We start from the raw sequence: 22027 nt of genomic DNA on the forward strand, positions 1-22027 counted from the left end.
AAGAAGGAGTGAAGAAGGAATGGAGATTTTATGGTTTATTCCAACTCATGGAGACAGCCGTTATTTAGGAACAACAAAGGGAGGACGTGTAGCTGATTTTTCATATTTTCGTCAAGTCGCGCAAGCCGCTGATCGCCTTGGCTATACAGGTGTCTTAATTCCGACAGGGAGATCATGCGAAGATCCATGGACGTTGGCTTCGGCCTTATCCGCTGTTACAGAACGATTGAAGTTCCTCATTGCTGTTCGCCCGGGGATTATGTCCCCTGCTGTTGCAGCAAGAATGGCAGCAACAGTGGACCGCATCTCAAACGGACGGCTTCTCATTAATGTGGTCGCGGGTGGCGATCCGGTCGAATTAGCTGGCGATGGATTATTCCTTACGCACGATGAGCGTTATGAAGTAACAGATGAGTTTTTAACAGTTTGGCGGAATTTGCTAGAGGGAAAGGAAGTTGACTTTAAAGGCAAGCATCTCAATATAGACGGTGGCCAATTGCTCTTCCCACCTGTCCAGCAGCCACACCCTCCTATTTATTTTGGCGGTTCATCGCCGGCAGGGCAAGCCGTTGCAGCAAAACATACAGATGTGTATCTAACATGGGGAGAACCGCCTGCTCAGGTGGAACAAAAGATAAAAGAAGTGCGCCGCCGGGCCGAGCAAGAAGGAAGAACCGTGCGCTTTGGCATGCGCCTGCACGTGATTGTGAGAGAAACGGAAGAGGAAGCATGGCAAGCTGCTGACCGCTTAATCCAATATGTAGATGACGATACGATTGCAGCGGCGCAGCGTACATTGGCTCGACAAGATTCGGTTGGACAGAAAAGAATGATGCAGCTGCATAAAGGCGGAAGAGAAGTCCTTGAGATTAGTCCAAATCTATGGGCAGGAGTCGGGCTTGTTCGAGGAGGAGCCGGTACAGCGCTTGTCGGCAATCCGGGTCAGGTTGCTGCTAGAATGAAAGAATATGCAGATTTAGGTATTGATACGTTTGTGTTATCCGGCTATCCCCATTTAGAGGAAGCATATCAATTTGCAGAGCTTGTCTTCCCGCTGTTGCCGTTGAAAAACAGGGGCTTCGAGCAAAAGAATCAACTTGTTGGGGAGATGATTGCGAACCAATACTCGCCAGAAGTTTCCAAGTAGCTCTTGATCTAGGCTCGTAAGAAAAATAATAAGAGCTAATTAAAAATGGACCATCGCGAAGAACTTGGTACAATCAAGGGCTTCTATGATGGTCTATTTTGTCGCTTCAGCCAGTCTCCTTTTTGGTTTTAGCCCTAAACAAAGTTTGTGATATACTCTATGTAGTTGATGGGCTCGATACTAGAATAATAGAGGAGATAACGTACATATACTATGGAAAAATTGATTGATTACATTTTGTTCAAAAAATATTTGGCTTATATTCTGCTTTTTTGTTTTATTTTTGTGGGGCTAACCGGATGCCAAACAGCCAAGAATACAACCACAGCGACCGTAGATCATGTAATTGATGGTGATACAGTTAAGGTGACAATAGGAAACCAGACAGAAACCATTCGTCTGTTATTAATTGATACACCGGAGTCTGTTCATCCAACTAAGCCGGTGCAGCCGTTTGGGAAGGAAGCAAGCAACTACTTAAAGGAAATGCTGCCAAATGGAACGAAGATAGAATTGGAGTATGATGTAAATAAGCGCGATAAGTATGACCGTTTGTTGGCCTATATATGGCTCGATGGCAAAATGATAAATGAGGTTTTAGTGGAGAAAGGCTTTGCTAGGGTGGCCTATATTTATAAGCCGAATACAAAGTATGAAATGCGGCTTAAAAAGGTGGAAGAAACAGCGAAGAATAAAAAGATTGGGATTTGGTCAATTCCTAACTATGTGACAGATCGAGGATTTGATAGTAATGCGGAAGCTCCTTCGCAGAAGTCTGACTCTTCCAAGTGTGCCCGGCCTGTCATTAAAGGGAATATCACGCGCGGCGGCGAAAAAATTTATCATACACCAGCTAGTCCGCAATATAAGGTGACAAAGGCGGAAGAGATGTTTTGTACGGAAGAGGACGCTGTAAAGGCAGGGTTTCGCAAGGCTGGATAATGTAAAAAATTGGCTGGTGAAAATAAAGCAGAATTGGCTGGTTCTTTTTGATCATCCCCCTTGTATTATTAGAAGAAAAAACATTGTTAACGAAAAAATGACTGAACCTAGCAGCTAAAGGAATAAGGAATGTTAGGTATGTAACGTATATTTTAATTGTTATATTTAGGGGGAAGGATAATGAAGCTAGGACTTATATTAGTTGCTATCATTAGCATTGCAGCTTTAGTGGGTACAATTGCAGCCGCAGGTAAAGTAGAGAAAGACTACGGTAAGTCCACGAAGCAAAATACGATAAGGCTATCAGCAATTTATATCTTCTTATTTATTTTTTCAATTGTAGGAGTTACCTGGTATATAGTGAGTTTGTAGGAAGCTGCATCGGCTTTTTACAATGACAATAGGTGCAAGAAAGGAGAGGGAAAGCAGTAAAAGCTGTTTTCCCTCTCCTTTTTACACTGTAAGGAAAGATAAATTTCCAGCTGGAATTTAATTCGACGTAGCCGGAAATTTTAGGAATACAGTATAAGTAGGGCTACACCTCCAGCTGCGCCCAAAGGCAGGGCTCGCCAATCGGCGGGTTTTCTTTAGCTCACTTTTTCTAAGAAGTTATCGATGCTTGTTGTATCTTGCTATGCGCTTGAATAAATGCACAGCTTGTTTCAGCAATAAGTTCTTTATCATAGTCCATCGATGCAACATGATAAGAATTCTGCAAAGTAACTGTCTTTCTTATAGGAGAGCTTACGTGCTGAACGATATAGTCTGTGTTCTCAGGCGGAACGACATGATCTTCTACAGATTTAAAGGCTAATACCGGGCAGGTAATATGCGGGAGCCTTTCCTTTGTGTCATCCATTAACAGCAGCAGCTGTTGAATTGCTGAAATCGGCACTTTCGAGTACGTGATTTCATAGACGTTCTTATCTTTAATATCTGGTGCTCCTTCATCCACAAAGCGCGGCTCTTGTTTGCCGCGAAATTCTTCAAGTACAGGGATGCTTGTCATGGCTGCATTAATTAAGATGATGCCGGCAAGATCCTGATGCTTGCTTGCAAGCTGGGCAGTTAAGGCGCCTCCCATCGATTGGCCAATGATGAAAATTTCACGGCAGTGCTGTTGTAAGAGGCGATAACCTTCTTCCAGGCTTTGAATCCAATCACTATAGAGGCAGCTTTCCATATCTTCATAATGGGTACCGTGCCCTTTTAATCTTACGGCACATACGGTAAAGCCTTGCTGTGCTATGTACTCTCCCAAAAAACGGACGCTCTGGGGCGTTCCTACAAATCCGTGCGAAATTAAAACACCAATATCATTTCCTTTGAAAAAGAATGCTTCTGCTCCATCTAAAATTGGATATTGTGTTGTCATTCCATCCCCTCCTCATAGCTGTTTATTTTCTATACTGTATTAGAATAAGTTGTAGATATATTTTTATTCTCACGACTCGTTAGGTGAAGTTAGTGAATCTCCCTAGCGATTATTATGTAACATAATACTAAAACAAATTATTCCTATCAGTCAAGTGGGTTTTGTTGAATTTTAAAAATTTTTCCTTCTACAAGGGATTCGCTTTTAGCTAAAAATCTATACTTTTCTTTAGATCTTACGCATGAATGTAGTCCTATTTAGATATGGATTCGTTATAAAAGACATTAAATGTAGCAGTTAAAGTCTGCCTAGTTAACGAGTTTGTTTTTCAACAGTCTGTAGAAAGTGAGTAATTACTCACTTTTTTGTTTTAGTTTTTCAAAAGCTGCTGTATAATTATAGTGAGTAATCACTCATTTTTGCTTAAAAGGAGGCTTATGATATGAAGGAAGCTGTTAGAGTCAAAGGAGTTAGTAAAAGCTTTGGGAAAAAGGAAGTATTAAGCATGATTGATTTAACGGTGGAGGCAGGACAAATATACGGTTTAATTGGTCCTTCTGGTTCCGGTAAAACAACGTTGGTTAAGATGATTGTTGGCATGGATGTACCGACGCAAGGAGAAGTAGAAGTATTGCAGACTAAGGTTCCGCATCTATCGTTATTACAGAATATTGGATATATGGCACAATCTGATGCTTTGTACCCAGAGTTAACAGGGAAGGAGAATCTAACTTTTTTTGCTTCCCTTTTTAAATTGAAAAAAGAAGAACAAAAGCAACGGATTGCATATACAGCAAATTTAGTTGATCTTACTTCGCATTTATCGAAAAAGGTAGCAGCTTATTCAGGAGGCATGAAGCGCAGATTGTCATTAGCTATTGCTTTAATTCAAAACCCGCAAGTTCTTATATTAGATGAACCGACAGTAGGGATTGATCCTGAGTTGAGATTATCCATTTGGAACGAGCTGATGCGGCTAAAAAATGAGGAAGGGAAAACGATCCTCGTAACAACACATGTAATGGATGAGGCGGAAAAATGTGATCGTCTTGCAATGGTACGGGAGGGGAAATTGTTAACAAGCGGCTCACCTAAGGAATTGAAGGAATTTTATCATGCTACTAGCTTAGAGGATGTATTTTTAAAAGCGGGGGGAAGCAAGAATGAGAATGCTGGCTCTAATTAAACGGATCTGTCAACAAATGCTTCGGGATAAGCGAACATTGGCGTTGTTATTTCTTGCTCCGCTATTAGTGTTATCATTAATGTACTTTCTTTTTAATGGCAATACAATCAACCCTAAAATAGGTGTAGTGAACGTAGATACTAAGCTTGTACAAAAGCTTAACGATATGGAGGATATGGAAGTAATAAAGTACGATGATGTAACGGATGCACAACAAACGATTATTGCTGATCATTTGGAAGGCTTGTTGAAGATAGAAAATGGAAATGCAATCCTCACGCTTCAAAATACAGACCCTTCAAAAAGTAAAGCATTACAGATGAAAATTAATCAGGCTTTAGCGGCTCAGGTGCAACAAAATCTAGCTGCACAGGCCGGGGCACAAGCGGGACCCTCTAAAATGACAGAAATGAAGACACAATATGTGTATGGAAGTAAGGATACATCCTTTTTTGATGTTTTAAGTCCTATATTGGTTGGATTTTTTGTATTCTTTTTTGTTTTTCTCATCTCAGGGATTGGATTATTACGTGAACGAACAACAGGTACGCTAGAGCGGCTGATGTCAACACCCATTCGAAGAGGAGAAATTGTAGCGGGCTATTTGGTTGGCTACGGCTTATTTGCGGTGATACAAACAGTAATTGTTGTTTTCTATGCTGTAAATGTGTTAGATATTATCCTGGTAGGATCCATTTGGAATGTGATCCTAATTAATCTATTATTGGCTCTGGTAGCGTTATCCTTAGGCATTTTATTATCTTCCTTTGCAGCTTCGGAATTTCAAATGATGCAATTTATCCCAATTGTTGTAGTGCCGCAGGTGTTTTTTACAGGTATTTTCCCGTTTGAAAGCATGCCGGAATGGCTGCAGGCAATTGCCAAAGTTATGCCGCTTTATTATGCGGGAAATGCTCTAAAGGATGTTATGTACAAGGGAATGGCTCTAGGGGATATTAGCGGGAAATTGCTTGCACTGGCAGTCTTTGCACTTGTTTTTATTGTGTTAAATGTAATTGCACTCAAAAAATACCGTAAGTTATAAGGAAAGCGAATGATATGGATGTATACTATCCTAAATAAGAAAGGATTAGAATGCAGATAGAAAGAAGTGATACTATTGTCATCGAAGAATTTAATCGAGTCCGCACTCATGCAAATGAACCTGAAGGAAAAAAGAACTGATAAGCAGCAAAGGATAGTAGAAGCGGCGATTAAAATATTTGCTGAAAAAGGCTATACAGCTACGTCAACAAATGAAATTGCCAAGGCAGCTGAGGTGGCTGAAGGAACGATTTTTCGCCATTTTGGCACGAAGGAAAATTTACTGCTTTCAGTCATTGTTCCATTTTTAATGGAAGCTGCGCCTATCGTAGCCGATGAGTTCATTAAAGGTGTAGTAAGTAAACCTTATGATAGCTTCGAGAGTTTTTTAACAGCAATTATTAAAAATCGTTTCGCCTTTTTGGAAGAGCATATAGATATCTTCAAAATTCTAGTAGCGGAATTATTAAATCGGGAGGATTTACGACAATATCTTATGAAGATGTTTGAGCAAAAGGCGCTTCCGGTGTTTGGTGCTGTTCTTGATACTTATAAACAGCGAGGAGAACTGCTAGATCTTCCGAACGCTACTCTTTTACGCATGCTGGGAACGTGTATCTTTGGGTATTGTATATCTCGCTTTGCTTTTTTTCCAAATAGCAAGTGGGATGATGAAGCAGAGGTAGAAAATCTAGTTCGTTTGATCTTACAAGGCATTGGTGAATCAAAATAATATCGTCTTCAATTTCGTTAGAAAACCTTTATCCATATGGTAAAGGTTATTTTTTTCAGTTACTCTGTTTTTAACAGATTTCTGAAAGGATGTTAGGGGGAGTCATTCAAGGAATATTAGGGATACTAAGAAACAAATTAAGAAAGAGCTATAATCCCATATTGGCAAGAAGTAAGATAATTTTAAGAAGAAACCTAGTTATTTGACGTACAATCGTTACAAGTGTAAAGTTACTTACATAAAATAACTAAATGTTTGAACAGTGCAGAAGTGCTATTGTTATGAAACACATTCAGTTTCAGGGGGGACATATATGACAGTTAAAGAAAGTATCATTCATATGCTAGAAGACAAAATTCAAATGATTCATCGCAATGAAGGGGCCATTTATTTAGTTGGTCCTGTAAAATTGCCGGTTAACTTATATGGAGAAACGAAGACATTTCAGTGGTATTGCTGGCTGAATTGCAATGAAGTAACAGATCGAATCGAACGGATTATCGAGAAGCTATCATCTGTGGATTTAGCAGAAATGCAGCAGTCCAGCGTGCTTGTATATGGTGATTTTGCAAATGCTGACGATGCGCTAATCCGTATGCATAGCATTTGCCATACGGGAGATATATTTGGCAGCAAGCGCTGTGACTGTGGCTTTCAATTAAAGCAGTCGATGAAGATGATCACAGAGCACGGAACAGGCGCCCTTTTTTACTTGGCAAATCATGAAGGCCGCGGCATTGGTTTATTTAGTAAAGCGATGGCGTACGTGTTGCAGGAAAAAGGCTTAGATACGGTCGAAGCCAACTTGAGTCTTGGTTTTGTCGATGATGCCCGCAACTATGATGATGCCATCGAAGTGTTAAAGACATTAAGATCCAAGCCAGTAACGCTTATTACAAATAATCCGAAAAAGCTGCAGGCACTCCAAAACGCAGGATTAAATGTGTCAGATCGAGAGTCGCTATGGGGAGATGTGTCTGAATTTAATGAGAAATATCTTCAAACAAAAATTAAACGATCTGGTCATTTAAGGGCAGAAGCTAGAGAGGAGTAAGAGTGGGTTTCATGTGGAACTCGCTCTTACGTAGCTTTGATAATCAATTTGTATTTTGGAAAAAGATATCATAGAACAAACTTCCATTCATATAGTAGGACTTTCCTCGCATCGTTATGATAAAATGATAAGAGTTTAATAGAAGATTCTAATAGAGTACTGGCAGAATCTTTATAAATAACTCAAATTTTAATAGCGAAGGTGAGGAGAATGGAGTTTCTTGAAGTGCTTTTGCCGATCTTTGGGATTTTTGTACTCGGTTATATTGGAGAGAAAAAAATCGGCTTTGACACAAAAACAATTTCTGCGATGTCTATGTATTTAATGTCGCCTGTGCTTGTATTCCGTACTTTTTACAAAACAACATTTACTGTAGAGTATTTGTATATGACATTATATCTTGTTATTCTTTGCTTTATATTAATTTCTATTGTCTATATTGTTGCCTCTATGCGAAACTATTCGAGGCCAGAAACGTGCGGTATGATTTTGGCATCGGTATTTATGAATAATGGTAACTACGGCACGCCTGTACTTTTACTTTTGTTTGGGGCAACAGGACTCGATTATGGCATTATTTTAATGGTTATTCAATCGCTTGTGATGTGTACGGTCGGTGTGTATTACGCAGCCAAAGGAAGTCCGGCTGGAGACGGTGTTCGCTCTGCTTTGCGTGCTGTGCGGCGTATGCCAATGATATACGGTGCGATGCTTGGACTTGCATTTCAAATGCTGCACGTACCGCTAAGCGGATCAGTTCGTGAAGCAATTGATTTAGTCGGAAACGCAGCCATTCCAACAATTATGATTGTGCTGGGCATGCAGCTTGCAAAAATATCAATCAGAAATCTGGCTAAGGAAAAAATTTCTTTTTCCCTTATGATTAAGCTGGCCATCTCGCCTGTTATCGCATACGGCTTAACAATGCTGTTTCCTATGGATGACATGGTAAAGCAGATTATGGTCATTATCGCTGCCATGCCCACAGCTGCTAATACAACGATGTATGCTATTCAGTTTGACACTGAGCCTGAGTTTGTTTCAAGCGCGACACTAGTTAGTACATCATTAAGCTTGGCTACCTTGCCGATCATTTTTGCGCTTGTCCTTTAAAGAAAACTCGCCGACTGGCGAGCCCTGTCTTTGGGCGAAGACAGAGGCGTAGTTGCCCTTACACTGTATTCCTAAAATTTCCGACTACGTCGAATTCACTTCTAGCTGGAAGTTTATACTTTCCTACAGTGTAATAAAAACGATGCCATGCCTTTTTATGACAAAGAAAGGTGTGGGCATCGTTTTTTTTTGCTTTGCACTGTAAGAAAGCGAACCGAATGGTTCGCTTTCTTGCGTTTTAAAAATGTATCAATTTCTGGCTAGGAGGCCAATCGGTGAGTTTTCTTGATTGCTTTAGGAATAAGTCTGTTTTTTTAACAAAAACAACTGATTTTTCCATGTAGAATTCAGAATAATCAAATTATAATGTAAAAGGATTTCCTCTTTATAGACCAGTTTTTGAAAGGGTTTTCATAAGAGAGAGCAATTATTACTGACAGGGAGGCGTTGTAGCAGATCCTAATGTAAGCGCGAACAATCGTCGTTATGATTTAGTATCGTTGCCAAATGAGTACAGCAATTACATATTTCACTGCCTATCTTTGTTAGAAACTATGATGTTCAAAGGACTATAAAGATTGTTTAAGGAAGGTGGCAAGAACATGGATCAAAAGAAATCTTCGTTCGTTAATAAGGCACTAACTGTAGCTTTAACAGTGCCGATGCTTTTTACGAGTATTGATAACGCAACTGCCGCCCATGCACAGAAGGAAAGGGAAGCAGGTAAGGGGGCAGGTGTACAATTAGAATATCTTGACAGAGGCTTGGCTGCGGCGCCTACATCTGAAGGTGTGTTTCTTAGCTGGAGACTTTTAGCTAATGAAGTAAACGGTTATTCTAACAAAGGCTTAACGGGTGCAAACTTTAACGTATATCGTGATGGTAAAAAAATTGCAACAGTGGAAGATAGCACAAATTATTTGGATAAAGAGGGAAGCGCTGCCTCTAAGTATTACGTAAGTGCTGTAGTGAATGGAAAAGAAGTCGACCAAAGCTCAACTGTTACCCCATGGAGAAAGCAATATTACGACTTAAAATTGAAAAAACCAACAGATGGCATCACACCTGCAGGGGAAACGTATACGTATTCAGCTAATGATATGAGCGTTGGCGATGTAGATGGCGATGGTCAATATGAGTACTTCGTGAAATGGGACCCATCAAATTCTAAAGATGTTTCCATTAAAGGCTATACAGGAAATGTGTATATTGACTGTTATAAATTTGATGGAACACTTCTGTATCGAATAGATCTAGGCGTTAATATTAGAGCGGGTGCTCATTATACACAATTTATGGTATACGACTTTGACGGAGATGGAAAAGCTGAAATGATGTTTAAAACAGCTCCTGGTACAAAGGTCATCAAGTTCGATACAGCAGGAAATATAGTATCTGAAAAATATATTACAATGCCTCAAGAGGACATTCAAGCCGGTTATAGTAACGAGGATGATTATCGTATGAGTGCAAGTGATTACTATGAGCATGTAGTGAACATGTTTATGGGCTGGGACAAGCATGAGGAGGTTGTAAATGGTCATTGGCCAAAAACTCTTGAGGAGTGCTTTGGAATCGAAAAGAAGTATAACTATCCGTTATCAAGAAAAGATGCTGAAAGCTTGGCTGACTACTTTATTGATGTATATGCTCCAAGCAGAAGCAGCAAAAACGAACTTAGAAAGTTTGAAGGCTTTATTGTGGACGGTCCTGAGTATTTAACTGTGTTTAACGGGGCAGATGGTGCTGAGTTGGAAACGATCCATTATAAAACAGAGCGTCATGACGATGGTCTGATGTGGGGGGATTATGCCCTGCCAAGAATTGAGCCTGCAAATCGTGTTGACCGTTTCCTTGCGGGCGTTGCCTATCTTGACGGAGAAAAGCCTTATGCTGTATTTGCTCGCGGCTACTACACGCGTTCCACACTTGTTTCATACAGCTGGGACGGCACCCATCTGAAGGAGCATTGGTATGCGGATAGCGGCTGGACGCCTATGAGCAATCCATTTAATGACAATCCCCATGGTAAATCAGGAACTGATCCAGAGTACGGAGCCATGACAAATCAAGGGGCTCATTCCCTCAGTGCAGCGGACGTTGATGGTGATGGTTATCAGGAAATTGTCTACGGAGGAGCTACAATTGATCATGATGGCAGCTTATTGTACAGTTCGATGGATGTATTGCCTCCGCAAAGTGCGTCTCCGGGTACAACAGCTAGACTTGGGCATGGTGATGCGCTCCATGTTACAGATATCGATCCAGATAGGCCGGGCTTAGAAACCTTCATGGTTCATGAAAATGCAACAAGCGCTCCATATGGTTACTCTTTGCGTGACTCTAAAACGGGAAAAGTGCTGTCGGGCGGCTACACAGGTAAGGATACTGGACGAGGCATGGTAGGAGATATTGATCCTTCTCGTAAAGGACTAGAAACATGGGCAGTTGGTACGTGGACAGCCGCTGGCGAAAAATTGAGCTCTGCAACACCAGGGACAAACATGAATATTAAGTGGTCAGCAGATATGACTACACAAATCGTGAACGGTGCACAAGACGTTACACCAACCATTGAAGATTGGAAGAAGGGGCAGCTGCTCACAGCTACAGATACAAGAACAAATAACGGTACAAAGGGTAACCCTTCCTTAGTCGCTGATGTACTTGGAGATTGGAGAGAGGAGCTCCTTGTGAGAACAGCGGACAGCTCTGCGATCCGTATGTATCTCAGCACGGAGGTAACCGACCGCAAGCTCTATACATTAATGCAAGATCCACAGTACCGGGCAGAGGTAGCAAGACAAAACACAACCTATAACCAGCCTTCCTACACAAACTTCTATTTTGCATCTGATACGGATTGGTCGAAGGTTCCAATACCAAGCTTCTGGACTCCGGGCGTTATGTCTGTATTGGAGAATTTGATGAATGAGTATAAAGAGGCGGATGAATTAACTGGTCCTATCGTGCCGCAATTAACGAATAGCTATAATCAGGCAAAGCATCAGCTTGAGAAAGGATCTGTACAAAATGCTATTAAGTTTATAAAGAAATATTTGTCTGAGCTCAATGGAGAAAACAATCAGGCGCACACAATTTCAGACCGAGCAAAACAAAACCTATCCCATCATGCCCAGTTACTCATAGAGATGTGGGAGAAAGAAGAGAAGAAATAACAGCTCTGTAAACAACCTGGTTATGAAAGAGTACAACAGTGCAGACAGCCGCCTTGAAATAGCAGGGCGGCTGTCTGCGCCACTTTAGGGAGCATAACCAGACTCCAAAACTAATACATAAACGCGGGGAGAAATCTAATATGAGAATCACTGTTTTTTGAACAATGATGGCTGTTTTTTATATTAAAAAAGATCTTCAGGATCATTACAATTAACAGTGTAATCTTTATAGATAAGAAAAACACATAAAAGACAGATCTATAAATTTTACCTTTTCGGATTTATTTTTATTTTTAAAGCGCTATCATTTTCTGATTACGCTACTTATTTAGTCGTCAAAAAGGAGTATTATCAAATGCAGAGACAAGAAATCGAACAACGGCTTGAGCTGTTAATTGATAATCGAGTGAATTTGAAGGATCCAGACGAAAAATAGGCAATCCCTCTTGCTGATGGCCACAAAATAGATAATAAAAGCTTTAATTATTGGGAATCGACAACACTGGGAGAGTCACTTAATTTTTATAAACAGATTCCGGTGGCGCCCATGCCATATGGACAATCCATGGCCATCCTTTGTTTAGTAGAGTATCTCGATCATAATATTTCCCTTCCAGGAGGCAAACATGAAGAAACTAGAAGTGTTAACTAAAATATCTGATTGCGGAGTAGTCGCTGTTGTAAGGGCGGATACGACAGAAGAAGCGGTCCGTATCTCTGAAGCATGTGTAAAGGGTGGAATTTTAGGTATTGAGGTTACTTTTACGATTGACAATGCAGAGGCGGTAATTAAGGAATTAGCTGCGTTTTATGCAAACAATGCTAACGTAGTGCTGGGAGCCGGGACTGTCCTTGATGCTGTAACGGCACGCATTGCAATTTTGGCTGGCGCACAATTCATTGTAAGTCCATGCTTTGACGCGGAAACAGCAAAACTATGTAATTTATATCAAGTTCCTTATATGCCGGGTTGTATGACAATTACGGAAATGAAGCAAGCTTTGGAACATGGGGCAGACATCATCAAGCTGTTTCCTGGAAATGCATTTGGTCCTGAGTTCATAAAGGCTGTAAAAGCGCCGCTTCCACAAGTCAACATTATGCCAACTGGCGGAGTCAGTTTAGAGAATATAGGACAATGGATACAAAACGGCTGCGTGGCCGTTGGTGTGGGCGGTAATTTAGTTGCCCCTGCCAAGACCGGAAATTATGAACAAATTACTGAGATAGCAGGTCAATATGTTGAAAAAGTAAAAGAAGCAAGATGGGTTAGCGTATGAAGAAGATCATCACGCTAGGGGAAATTATGCTTCGTCTTTCGACACATACAGGAGAGCGTCTTTCTCAAACTAATAAGCTTACTATGCATTATGGCGGTGCCGAAGCAAATGTAAGTGTAGCACTTTCCCGTTTTGGTTATGATGTATATTTTGTAAGTAAGGTGCCAAATAACCCTTTAGGAGAGGCAGTAGAACGTCACTTAAAATCTCACGGTGTTTATACCGATTATCTGTTAAAGGGAGGAGAACGGCTGGGGACCTACTACCTAGAGTCAGGTGTAGGTGAAAGAAGTGCTAAGGTCATATATGACCGAAAATGTTCCAGTTTTTCCAATCTGACTCTTGAGGAGCTGGATTTAGAGGGGATTTTTGAGGGAGCAGCACTCTTTCATGTTTCTGGAATTACCTTGGCATTGTCCCCTTATTTAAGAGAATTAACGATGCTGGCTTTGCAGAAAGCGAAAGAATGCGGGATTCAGACGAGCTTTGACTTTAATTACCGGGCAACGCTTTGGAGTCAAAAGGAAGCTTCTCAAGCAATCAAACCGCTATTGCCTTATATTGATATTTGTTTTTGTGGAGAATTGGATGCCCTGTATTTACTTGATATTCCAACAGCCGATGCTTCTCTGACAAAGACAGAGAAGTTAGAGTATTATTACAGAAAAATCAAGGAAATGTATCCGAATATTCGCTATATGAGTTCCACCTTCCGGACAGTGCAATCGGCATCGAATCATAAACTGCAAGGCAATTTGTATGTAAATGGAGAACTCTATCAATCCAAGGAGCACCACATTGATCAAATTGTTGATCGTGTTGGCGGGGGTGATGCGTTCGCATCAGGCGTGCTGCACGGTATATTGCTAGGAACATTGCCGCCGGAACAAATTATTTCCTTTGCGATAGCAGCATCTGCCTTAAAACATACAGTGCACGGTGACTGCAATGTCTTTTCAGTAGAAGAAATTTCTCAGTTTGTAGATCACGGCTCAGCTAAAATTATGCGATAAGTGTTTGTATAAAGAAGACACAAACCAACGAAAAGAGGTAAATAAAATGGAAACTCGTTATGCGCATCATCCAGATGATATGAAAAAATACACAACAGAAGAACTACGAAAACACTTTTTAGTAGAAACACTATTTGAAGCAGATCAAGTACATCTAACATATACACATGTGGATCGGATGATTTTCGGCGGAGTCACGCCGGCGAAAGAGGAATTGACAATTAAGTTAGATAAGGAGCTAGGGGTCAATTATTTCTTGGAGCGTCGTGAAATGGGTGTGATTAACATCGGTGGAGATGGTGTAATTACTCTTGACGGCACTGAATATGATATGCAGCGCCGTGACGGCTTATATGTTGGGAGAGGTGTTAAGGAGGTTTTATTCCGTTCAAAGGATGCTAACAATCCTGCTAAGTTCTATATTAACTCCACGCCAGCCCACCACACATATCCAACGGTGAAAATTGATATTAATCAAATTGATCCGCTTCAGGCTGGCGCACCGGGCACATTAAATGAACGGAAAATTTATCAATATGTTCATCCGAATGTTTGTGAGAGCTGTCAGCTGCAAATGGGGTTAACGATGCTCTCGCCGGGAAGTGTTTGGAATACAATGCCTTGTCATACACATGAACGCCGTATGGAAGTATATTTGTATTTTGATATGGAGCAGGACACTCGCGTATTCCACTTTATGGGCAAACCGGAAGAAACAAGGCATTTAATTATGAGCAATGAACAAGCAGCCATTTCACCAAGCTGGTCGATTCATACAGGTACAGCAACGAGCAACTATACCTTTATTTGGGGAATGTGCGGAGAAAACATTACTTATCATGATATGGATCATGTAAAAATGAGTGAATTGAGATAGTGAGCTGATAAAAAGCAACAAGGGGGCAGTAATCGTGACAACTGAATTAAATGCATTTTCAATGAATCTCTTTCAATTGAATGGAAAGGTTGCAATTGTCACAGGCGGTAACACAGGGCTAGGACAAGGATATGCGTTAGCGCTTGCGAAGGCTGGTGCAGATCTTCTTATTGTAACGCATGGAACAAATTGGGAAGAAACAAGGGAATTAATCGAGAAAGAAGGTCGTACTGTCCACTTTTTTCAAGCAGATTTAACGGATAGGCAAGCAGTCAAACAAATCGTTGCCGAGTGCATGAGAGTATATGGGAAGCTCGATATTTTAGTAAATAACGCAGGCACTATACGTCGTACGCCACTACTAGAATATAAAGAAGAGGATTGGGACACTGTAATGGATCTCAATTTAAATTCTGTATATTTTCTGAGCCAAGAGGCAGCAAAGGTAATGGCAGAGCAAAGAAGCGGAAAGATTATTAATATTGCTTCTATGCTTACCTTCCAAGGCGGCAAATTTGTACCGGCATATACAGCCAGCAAGCATGGGGTGGCAGGTGTTACAAAAGCATTTGCGAATGAACTTGCAGAATATAACGTACAAATCAATGCAATTGCACCGGGATATGTAGAAACCGCAAATACTGCCCCAATCCGAGCAGATGAAAAGCGCAATGCAGAAATTTTGTCACGTATTCCTGCTAATCGCTGGGCCACTCCGGCAGATTTGATGGGAGCTGTTGTTTTCTTAGCGAGCAGCGCCTCCGATTATGTGAACGGACATATTTTAGCAGTTGACGGCGGCTGGTTAACTAGATAATACCTATATAACGTAGGATAAGGGGAACACTCGATAGCCGTATCACGCAAACAGGTGGTACGGTTTATTTCACTTTACACTGTAAGAAAATATAAATTTCCAGCTAGCAGCGAATTCGACGTAGTCGGAAATTTTAGGAATACAGTATAAGTGCAACTACGCCTCTGTCTTCGCCCAAAGGCAGGGCTCGCCAATCGGCGAGTTTTCTTTAGAAAAGGATAAATTTCCAGCTGGGAGACCATTCGACGTAGTGAGAAATGCTAGGAATAAAGTTATAAGTACAACTGCGTCTCTGTCTTTGCTAATCGATGAGTATAGGCTTAAAATGCATAGAGTTTTATAGAGAATTGAATGAATGAAGGGATAGGTGGTATGCATGAATATTGGTATAAGAGCGCATGATATGAAAAAACGTCCGTTAGAGGAGTTAGTACAAGAAATCTCAAATAAGGGGCTGACCTCTGTACAGCTGGCTTTAGGTAAATCCTTTGATTTCGATACAGGTTTAGGGAGCCTAAGTCCAGGAATGGCATATAAGATTGGGACTGCCTTTCGTAACCACAATATTCAAATTGCCGTGCTCGGCTGTTATATTAATATGATTCATCCAGACCAAGATGAAAGAAGGAAGGCGCTAGAACGATTTAAAGAGCATATCAGATATGCAAGGGATTTTGGCTGCAGCATTGTTGGAACTGAAACTGGAAATGTGAATGCAGACATTGTCTATACGGTAGAGAACTTCAAAGAAGAACCATTTCAGCAGGTCGCAAGCAGTGTACGAGAGCTTGTACAAGAAGCGGAAAAATTTGGCGTAATTGTAGGGATTGAAGGGGGAGTGAATCATCCGATTTATTCACCAAAAGTGATGAAAAGGCTTTTAGATACGATAGATTCTAATAATCTTCAGGTTATTTTTGACCCAGTTAATTTCTTAACAATAGAGAATTACATGCAGCAGGAAGAAATTTTCACTGAAGCAATCGAATTATTTGGAGATCGGATAGCAATCCTGCATGCAAAGGATTTTATAGTGGAGGATAATCAGTTAAAGCCAACAGCAGTTGGGAAAGGCCTGTTAGACTATGATGTGGTCATCCGGCTTATAAAATCGAAAAAGCCTTTTGTAAATATTTTGATGGAGGAAACTACAGAGCCCTTTATAGAGGAAAGTATAGAGTTTCTAAGGGATAAATATAAGAGTGCAAGGGATTTTGCATAACCAAGCTTCTGTGACATCACTGTTTTTTAAACAGTGATGTCTGTTTTTTTGCTTTAGAATATGTAAGCAATTTTCTACAATTATAATATGAAAGTGTTTTCAAGCAACATCTAATCCAAGAGGGTTAGATTATAGAAAAAGTTTCGGGTAAACAGAGCAGCTATTTCTGGAATTGTTCACCTGGTTTAACTTTCGTTTTGGAAATGGTTGAATACAAATCAAATAGGGAAAAATTTAAAAGGTTGTCGGTTCATGAGAGGAGGCGGAAAATATGGTACAATTTGTGACGAACGGATTATACCGTTTTTGTGAATGGGTTATGCGTTTGGCTTATTTAAATATATTGTGGGTTTCTTTTTCTATTGCGGGCTTAGTTGTCCTTGGTATTATGCCTGCCACTGCTGCTACATTCTCGGTGACTCGCAAATGGGTGACAGGAAATACAGACATTCCAATTTTCCAAACATTTTGGAAGGCATATAAGAAGGAATTCCTAAGAATAAATATAATAGGATGTATTTTGTCTGTCATTGCAGCTGTTTTTTACTTTGATTTTGTGATACTGGGTGTATTTCATGAGCAAATGTCTATAATGAAGTTTATTTTTATGAGTTTATTATTCGTTTATGGAGTTATTGTATTATTTATTTTTCCTGTATATGCTCACTATAATATTCCTTTACTCCATACATTCAAATACGCACTCATTATTGGATTTTCTCGGCCTTTACACACACTTGGGATGGCCGCTGGAGCTTTAGGGGCTACGTATCTGATTTTGTTGCATGTTACATTCATTGTATTCTTCAGTGGAAGCGTTTTCTGTTGGGTTGTCACCTGGTTTGCTGTCAAGGCCTTTCATAGTATTGATCACAGCTACGCAAAGAGACAAGCAATCTAGATTCAATAAAAGCTTACAAACGTAGTCAAGAATGTAAGCAGGAGGGGGCTTTGACTTCTATGAATAAGCTGCTGCTCTTTATAACAAGTGCCTATCAAAACTTAAAGATTAAATATAAGTTGGTTATCTTTATATCCTTTATTATGGTCGTTTCTCTTTCTTTTATGTTGATTGGGCTGCAATATGCCTTTCAAATTTATGATGAGCAAATTTACCGCAAGTCCTCCCAAGTGTTAATGATGTCATCTAATAGTATTGAGGATGAACTGAAAAAGGTGGAGGAAATTTCCTTCGATATTATTACAGATAATGATATACAGCGAAACTTAAGAGATTTAAAAGGGAATATTAGCGGTTATGAACAATATCGTATTCAAAATGAGCTCTGGGATAGGCTAACAAGTTATGCTGGCTCAGAAAAATATATCCACTCGATTCATTTGTTTGATGCAAACGGAAGAGAATATGTAGCTGGAACGAATTCTGCAGCATTATCAAAAGAACAGCGCGACCTTATCATCTATCAGGCGGCTAAACAGAACGGAGGAACCCTCTGGATTACGCCAGATGGCTTCAATGATTTCTTATTTTCCGCAAGACAAGTTCGAGCGTATGAAAATTTAAGCTTAGACAAATTAGGAACATTAGTTATTCATGTTGATTTAGAAAAAATCGTGAGAGATCTGCCGAAGGAATGGGAAGAAACAGCTGGAAGTATAATGATTTCCAATGGGCAAGATGTATTCTTTTCAGAAAAAACGATCAATAGCTTTAAACAATTTGACTTCTCAAACAAGACAAAGCAAGGCTATAAAATTCAAAAGGTAGGCGGGCAAAGATATTTTATTACTCATATTCAATCCTCTTATGCGGACTGGACGTATTGGAACATCATACCGTTTAATCTTATGTTTGCGAAGGTAACAGCAGTGAAGTATTCTCTAATCTTTTTGTTTATTTTATTGTCGCTCTTTGTTCTTTCCTTAGGAGTTAGATTTTCGAGAAGAATCACAAGCCCGATTGAAAAGTTAGTTGCAGCTATGAAGCATGTTCAAAAGGGGGACTTTGCGATAGCGGAATCGTTGCCTGCCCCTCCATTGCATCAGGACGAGGTTGGTACTTTACATCGTAATTTTACCATTATGATCCAGCGAATCAATGAGTTGATTAAAGAAAATTATGAGAAACAGCTGTTGATTAAGGAAACGGAGTTTAAAGCGCTCCAAGCCCAAATCAATCCTCATTTTCTATACAATACTTTAGAATCGATTAACTGGCTGGCAAAGGCAAATCAGCAGAAGCAGATTTCCAAAATGGTCGAGTCACTTGGGTATTTACTTCGGAACTCTATCAGTATGAAGGAAGATGTCATTACGATTGAGAAAGAAATTGAAATTATTCAATCCTATATCACAATTCAGCAATACCGATTTGAAGAACGGCTGGATTTTTCTTTAGATATTCCCCCTGATTTACAAAGCTGCTATATTCCAAAGCTTACTGTGCAGCCTTTAATTGAAAATGCAATTCACTATGCTTTGGAGCCATCGATTGAACCGTGTAAGATTACAGTTAGGGCCTTTAGAAAGGAAGCCTGTCTGTATCTTACCGTAGAGGACAATGGACCGGGTATGGATACTTCGTTACTTGATAAGATAAAGAGCGGACAAGTAAAAACAAGAGGGACTGGTATTGGCTTACAGAACATTGATGAACGAATCAAACTCTCCTTCGGTGAGCAATACGGTTTACAGATAGAGAGCTCACCTGATAAAGGGACTGCAGTAAGCATCATATTACCGTATCAAATGGGGTGTGAAGAATATGTATAGGGTATTATTGGTAGATGATGAACGAATTATTTTGGAAGGGATTTCAAATGGAATCGATTGGGCTGCGTTAGACACGATATTAGTTGATACCGCACGAAATGGCGTGGAGGCCTATGAAAAGATTGTTCGCGAACAGCCGCATATTGTTATTAGTGATATTAAAATGCCGGGCATGGACGGGCTCGCATTAGCAGCTAAGGTGCACCAGGAATTTCCTTCTATTCGTTTTATTTTATTATCGGGATTCTCCGAGTTTGAATATGCAAGAAGCGCTATGCAATATGGGGTAAAGCATTACTTACTAAAGCCTTGTAATGAGCATACCATCATGGAAACATTAGAAAAAGTAATAGGAGAGCTCAAAGAAGAGGAAGATAAAGAACAGTTTGTACAAGGGATCAAAAGCCGTTTTGAAACAGCGCAGCCTTATATAAAGGAGCAGCTATTGAAGGAATTTATTTCAAATAAAATCTATACAAACAGGGACTTAAGCTATTATCAAAGGCTGTTTAACATTGAATTGAGCGATCAACAAGTACGTCTTCTTTTATTTCAATTAGAGGGTGAGTTTTCTTTTGAGCACATGTATGCACTTAAAAATATTGCGGAGGAAATCCTTGTTTCTCCCTTGCTAAGTACGATTATTGGAGAATACGTTCTATTTATTATGGAGGAAGGGGAAGCAGCACAGCTGCAGGATCAAATTAAGCTCATCCGTGAGAAATTCTTTCAGTTTTACGGCCTGGATACAACGGTTGCGGTAAGTGAAGCCGATCATATTCGCAGTGCAAGAAGACTTTATCAAGAAACGTTAGAATGCTTGAATCACCGTTTTTATTTAGGAGAAGGAAGTATTATCACAAAGAAGGATATAACGTCTGTAAGTCAAGATAGTGATTTTTCGATAGAGTTTGATGAACAGCAATTTTGTTTACTAATTAAATCAGGGCATTGGGAAGATGCGTGTGAGGAGATTACAAGTTTTTTTACTACTCTCATCAACAAACGGTTAGGTATCCATTTAACAAAATCATATGTAATGCAACTGTTCCTTGTTATGGTCCAGACATGTGATTCAGAGCACATGAATGTATACATGGAAAAAATCCCTTCTCTTATGGCAATGAATACCGTGCAGCAAATGAAAACATTTTTTGAGCAGACTGCAGAAGAAATCACCCTTACGTATTACAATTGTCACAAAACAAAGCATTCATCTATTATTAATAAAGTAATTGGTATTATCAATGAGCATCTTGGCAACCCGGACTTATCTTTAAAGTGGGTTGCCAATCAAATGCTCTATATGAATGCAGATTATTTAGGAAAGCTGTTTAAACAAGAAACAGGGGAACGTTTTTCTAACTATGTAATGAAGGTACGAATTGAAAAAGCGATGGAACAGATCAAACAGATGGACGATGTAAAAATCGTAACTCTAGCCGAAATGATAGGATTCGGCGATAACCCTCAATACTTTAGCCAAGTATTTAAAAAGCATACAGGATGCACTCCTTCTGAATATCGAAAGGGACTTTAGAACTCCGCAGCGGCACCTCCTACCTTATATAGGGGGTGCTTTTTATCCTTACTCCGTAATGTCAAGAAAAGGAAAGATACTATTGCAACAGATATTGCTTTTCTATTCATCCCAGTTACATATAAAAATAGTGTTGTTTCTCATAAAGACCTGGAAGAGATATCCCTGTTTTTTAAACAATCATATCTGTTTTTTACATTCCAAGCTTTCAAAAAATGACTAGAATAGTAAATGTAAGCACTTACAAAGAGGTGGATGGAAGAAGGGGGATCGCAATGAAGAAATTGTTCTTATCAATGCTAAGTTTGGTCCTGCTAGTAGTCATGACAGCCTGTGGCTCTAAGAGCGAAAGCACATCAGGTAAAACAGAAAAAGAAGCAGCGGAAAAAGAGCCAATTACGCTGCGTGTGTCATGGTGGGGTGGACAGCCTCGACATGATTATACAATGAAAGTTATTGAAATGTATGAAAAGGAACATCCGAACGTTAAGATTGAAGCGGAATTTGCTAACTGGGATGATTATTGGAAGAAGCTCGCGCCTATGGCTGCGGCAAACCAGCTGCCTGACGTGATTCAAATGGATTTGGCGTACTTATCGCAATATGGCGAAAAGGGGCAGCTTGAGGATTTAGCACCTTATACAAAGAACAAAACAATTGATGTAAGCTCAATTGATCCAAACAATCTATCAGGTGGCATGATTGGTAACAAGTTATATGGTTTCTCCTTAGGTTCCAACGTGTTATCTGTCATCGCAAATGATGATTTGCT

General features: G+C 40.0%; 19 protein-coding genes. 18 read left to right on the forward strand and 1 reads right to left on the reverse strand.

Features of this window, described 5'->3' with window-relative positions:
- Positions 1-19 precede the first annotated feature (19 nt).
- From ssuD to EP737_RS17510, 3 genes are all read left to right on the forward strand, one after another.
- Positions 20-1147, forward strand: a complete 1128-nt coding sequence (gene ssuD / locus EP737_RS17500) for an FMNH2-dependent alkanesulfonate monooxygenase (RefSeq protein ID WP_129729309.1) — start codon at positions 20-22, stop codon at positions 1145-1147.
- A gap of 285 nt (positions 1148-1432) precedes the next feature.
- A complete protein-coding gene (locus tag EP737_RS17505; protein ID WP_246040295.1) occupies positions 1433-2089 on the forward strand; it encodes a thermonuclease family protein in 657 nt (218 codons plus the stop codon).
- Positions 2090-2269: 180 nt separating this feature from the next.
- The gene (locus EP737_RS17510) at positions 2270-2461 is read left to right on the forward strand and encodes a hypothetical protein (RefSeq protein ID WP_129729311.1); all 192 of its coding nucleotides are present in this window, start codon (positions 2270-2272) and stop codon (positions 2459-2461) included.
- 229 nt (positions 2462-2690) lie between these two features.
- On the opposite strand, the gene EP737_RS17515 is transcribed toward EP737_RS17510, so the two are convergent.
- Positions 2691-3464, reverse strand: a complete 774-nt coding sequence (locus EP737_RS17515) for an alpha/beta hydrolase (RefSeq protein ID WP_129729313.1) — start codon at positions 3462-3464, stop codon at positions 2691-2693.
- A gap of 442 nt (positions 3465-3906) precedes the next feature.
- On the opposite strand from EP737_RS17515, the gene EP737_RS17520 reads away from it, so the two are divergent.
- From EP737_RS17520 to EP737_RS17590, 15 genes are all read left to right on the forward strand, one after another.
- Positions 3907-4650 carry an ABC transporter ATP-binding protein gene (locus tag EP737_RS17520; protein ID WP_129729315.1) on the forward strand — a complete coding sequence of 248 codons (744 nt, stop codon included), beginning with the start codon at positions 3907-3909 and terminating at the stop codon, positions 4648-4650.
- Positions 4628-5695 (forward strand): ABC transporter permease, encoded by a 1068-nt coding sequence (locus EP737_RS17525; RefSeq protein WP_129729317.1) that lies wholly within the window; start codon positions 4628-4630, stop codon positions 5693-5695. Before EP737_RS17520 ends, EP737_RS17525 begins: the two co-directional genes overlap by 23 nt.
- A 75-nt stretch (positions 5696-5770) precedes the next feature.
- A complete protein-coding gene (locus EP737_RS17530; RefSeq protein WP_129729319.1) occupies positions 5771-6427 on the forward strand; it encodes a TetR/AcrR family transcriptional regulator in 657 nt (218 codons plus the stop codon).
- Between the two features lie 313 nt (positions 6428-6740).
- Positions 6741-7481 carry a GTP cyclohydrolase II gene (locus EP737_RS17535; RefSeq protein WP_129729321.1) on the forward strand — a complete coding sequence of 247 codons (741 nt, stop codon included), beginning with the start codon at positions 6741-6743 and terminating at the stop codon, positions 7479-7481.
- A gap of 210 nt (positions 7482-7691) precedes the next feature.
- Positions 7692-8594, forward strand: coding sequence for an AEC family transporter (locus tag EP737_RS17540; RefSeq protein WP_129729322.1), 903 nt, complete (start codon positions 7692-7694; stop codon positions 8592-8594).
- Positions 8595-9196: 602 nt separating this feature from the next.
- Entirely contained in the window at positions 9197-11773 is a 2577-nt protein-coding gene (locus EP737_RS17545; protein ID WP_129729324.1) for a rhamnogalacturonan lyase, read from the forward strand.
- A gap of 626 nt (positions 11774-12399) precedes the next feature.
- On the forward strand, positions 12400-13053 hold the full coding sequence (locus EP737_RS17550) for a bifunctional 4-hydroxy-2-oxoglutarate aldolase/2-dehydro-3-deoxy-phosphogluconate aldolase (protein ID WP_129729326.1): 654 nt from the start codon (positions 12400-12402) through the stop codon (positions 13051-13053).
- Positions 13050-14066 carry a sugar kinase gene (locus EP737_RS17555; RefSeq protein ID WP_129729328.1) on the forward strand — a complete coding sequence of 339 codons (1017 nt, stop codon included), beginning with the start codon at positions 13050-13052 and terminating at the stop codon, positions 14064-14066. The genes EP737_RS17550 and EP737_RS17555 overlap by 4 nt, the downstream gene beginning before the upstream one ends.
- A 46-nt stretch (positions 14067-14112) precedes the next feature.
- A complete protein-coding gene (kduI, locus tag EP737_RS17560; protein WP_129729330.1) occupies positions 14113-14943 on the forward strand; it encodes a 5-dehydro-4-deoxy-D-glucuronate isomerase in 831 nt (276 codons plus the stop codon).
- A 34-nt stretch (positions 14944-14977) separates the two neighbouring features.
- The gene (kduD, locus tag EP737_RS17565) at positions 14978-15760 is read left to right on the forward strand and encodes a 2-dehydro-3-deoxy-D-gluconate 5-dehydrogenase KduD (protein WP_129729332.1); all 783 of its coding nucleotides are present in this window, start codon (positions 14978-14980) and stop codon (positions 15758-15760) included.
- 376 nt (positions 15761-16136) lie between these two features.
- Positions 16137-16982 carry a sugar phosphate isomerase/epimerase family protein gene (locus tag EP737_RS17570; protein ID WP_129729334.1) on the forward strand — a complete coding sequence of 282 codons (846 nt, stop codon included), beginning with the start codon at positions 16137-16139 and terminating at the stop codon, positions 16980-16982.
- Between the two features lie 271 nt (positions 16983-17253).
- Positions 17254-17883 carry a YesL family protein gene (locus EP737_RS17575; protein ID WP_129729336.1) on the forward strand — a complete coding sequence of 210 codons (630 nt, stop codon included), beginning with the start codon at positions 17254-17256 and terminating at the stop codon, positions 17881-17883.
- 59 nt (positions 17884-17942) lie between these two features.
- Complete coding sequence (locus tag EP737_RS17580) at positions 17943-19715, forward strand: cache domain-containing sensor histidine kinase (RefSeq protein ID WP_129729338.1); 1773 nt, start codon at positions 17943-17945, stop codon at positions 19713-19715.
- The gene (locus EP737_RS17585) at positions 19708-21255 is read left to right on the forward strand and encodes a response regulator transcription factor (RefSeq protein ID WP_129729340.1); all 1548 of its coding nucleotides are present in this window, start codon (positions 19708-19710) and stop codon (positions 21253-21255) included. Before EP737_RS17580 ends, EP737_RS17585 begins: the two co-directional genes overlap by 8 nt.
- Positions 21256-21530: 275 nt before the next feature.
- On the forward strand, positions 21531-22027 hold a 497-nt coding region (locus EP737_RS17590), incomplete at its 3' end, for an ABC transporter substrate-binding protein (protein WP_129729342.1).

It is taken from the genome of Ectobacillus funiculus (genome assembly GCF_004138295.1).
In the GTDB taxonomy this organism is placed as follows: domain Bacteria; phylum Bacillota; class Bacilli; order Bacillales; family Bacillaceae_G; genus Ectobacillus; species Ectobacillus funiculus.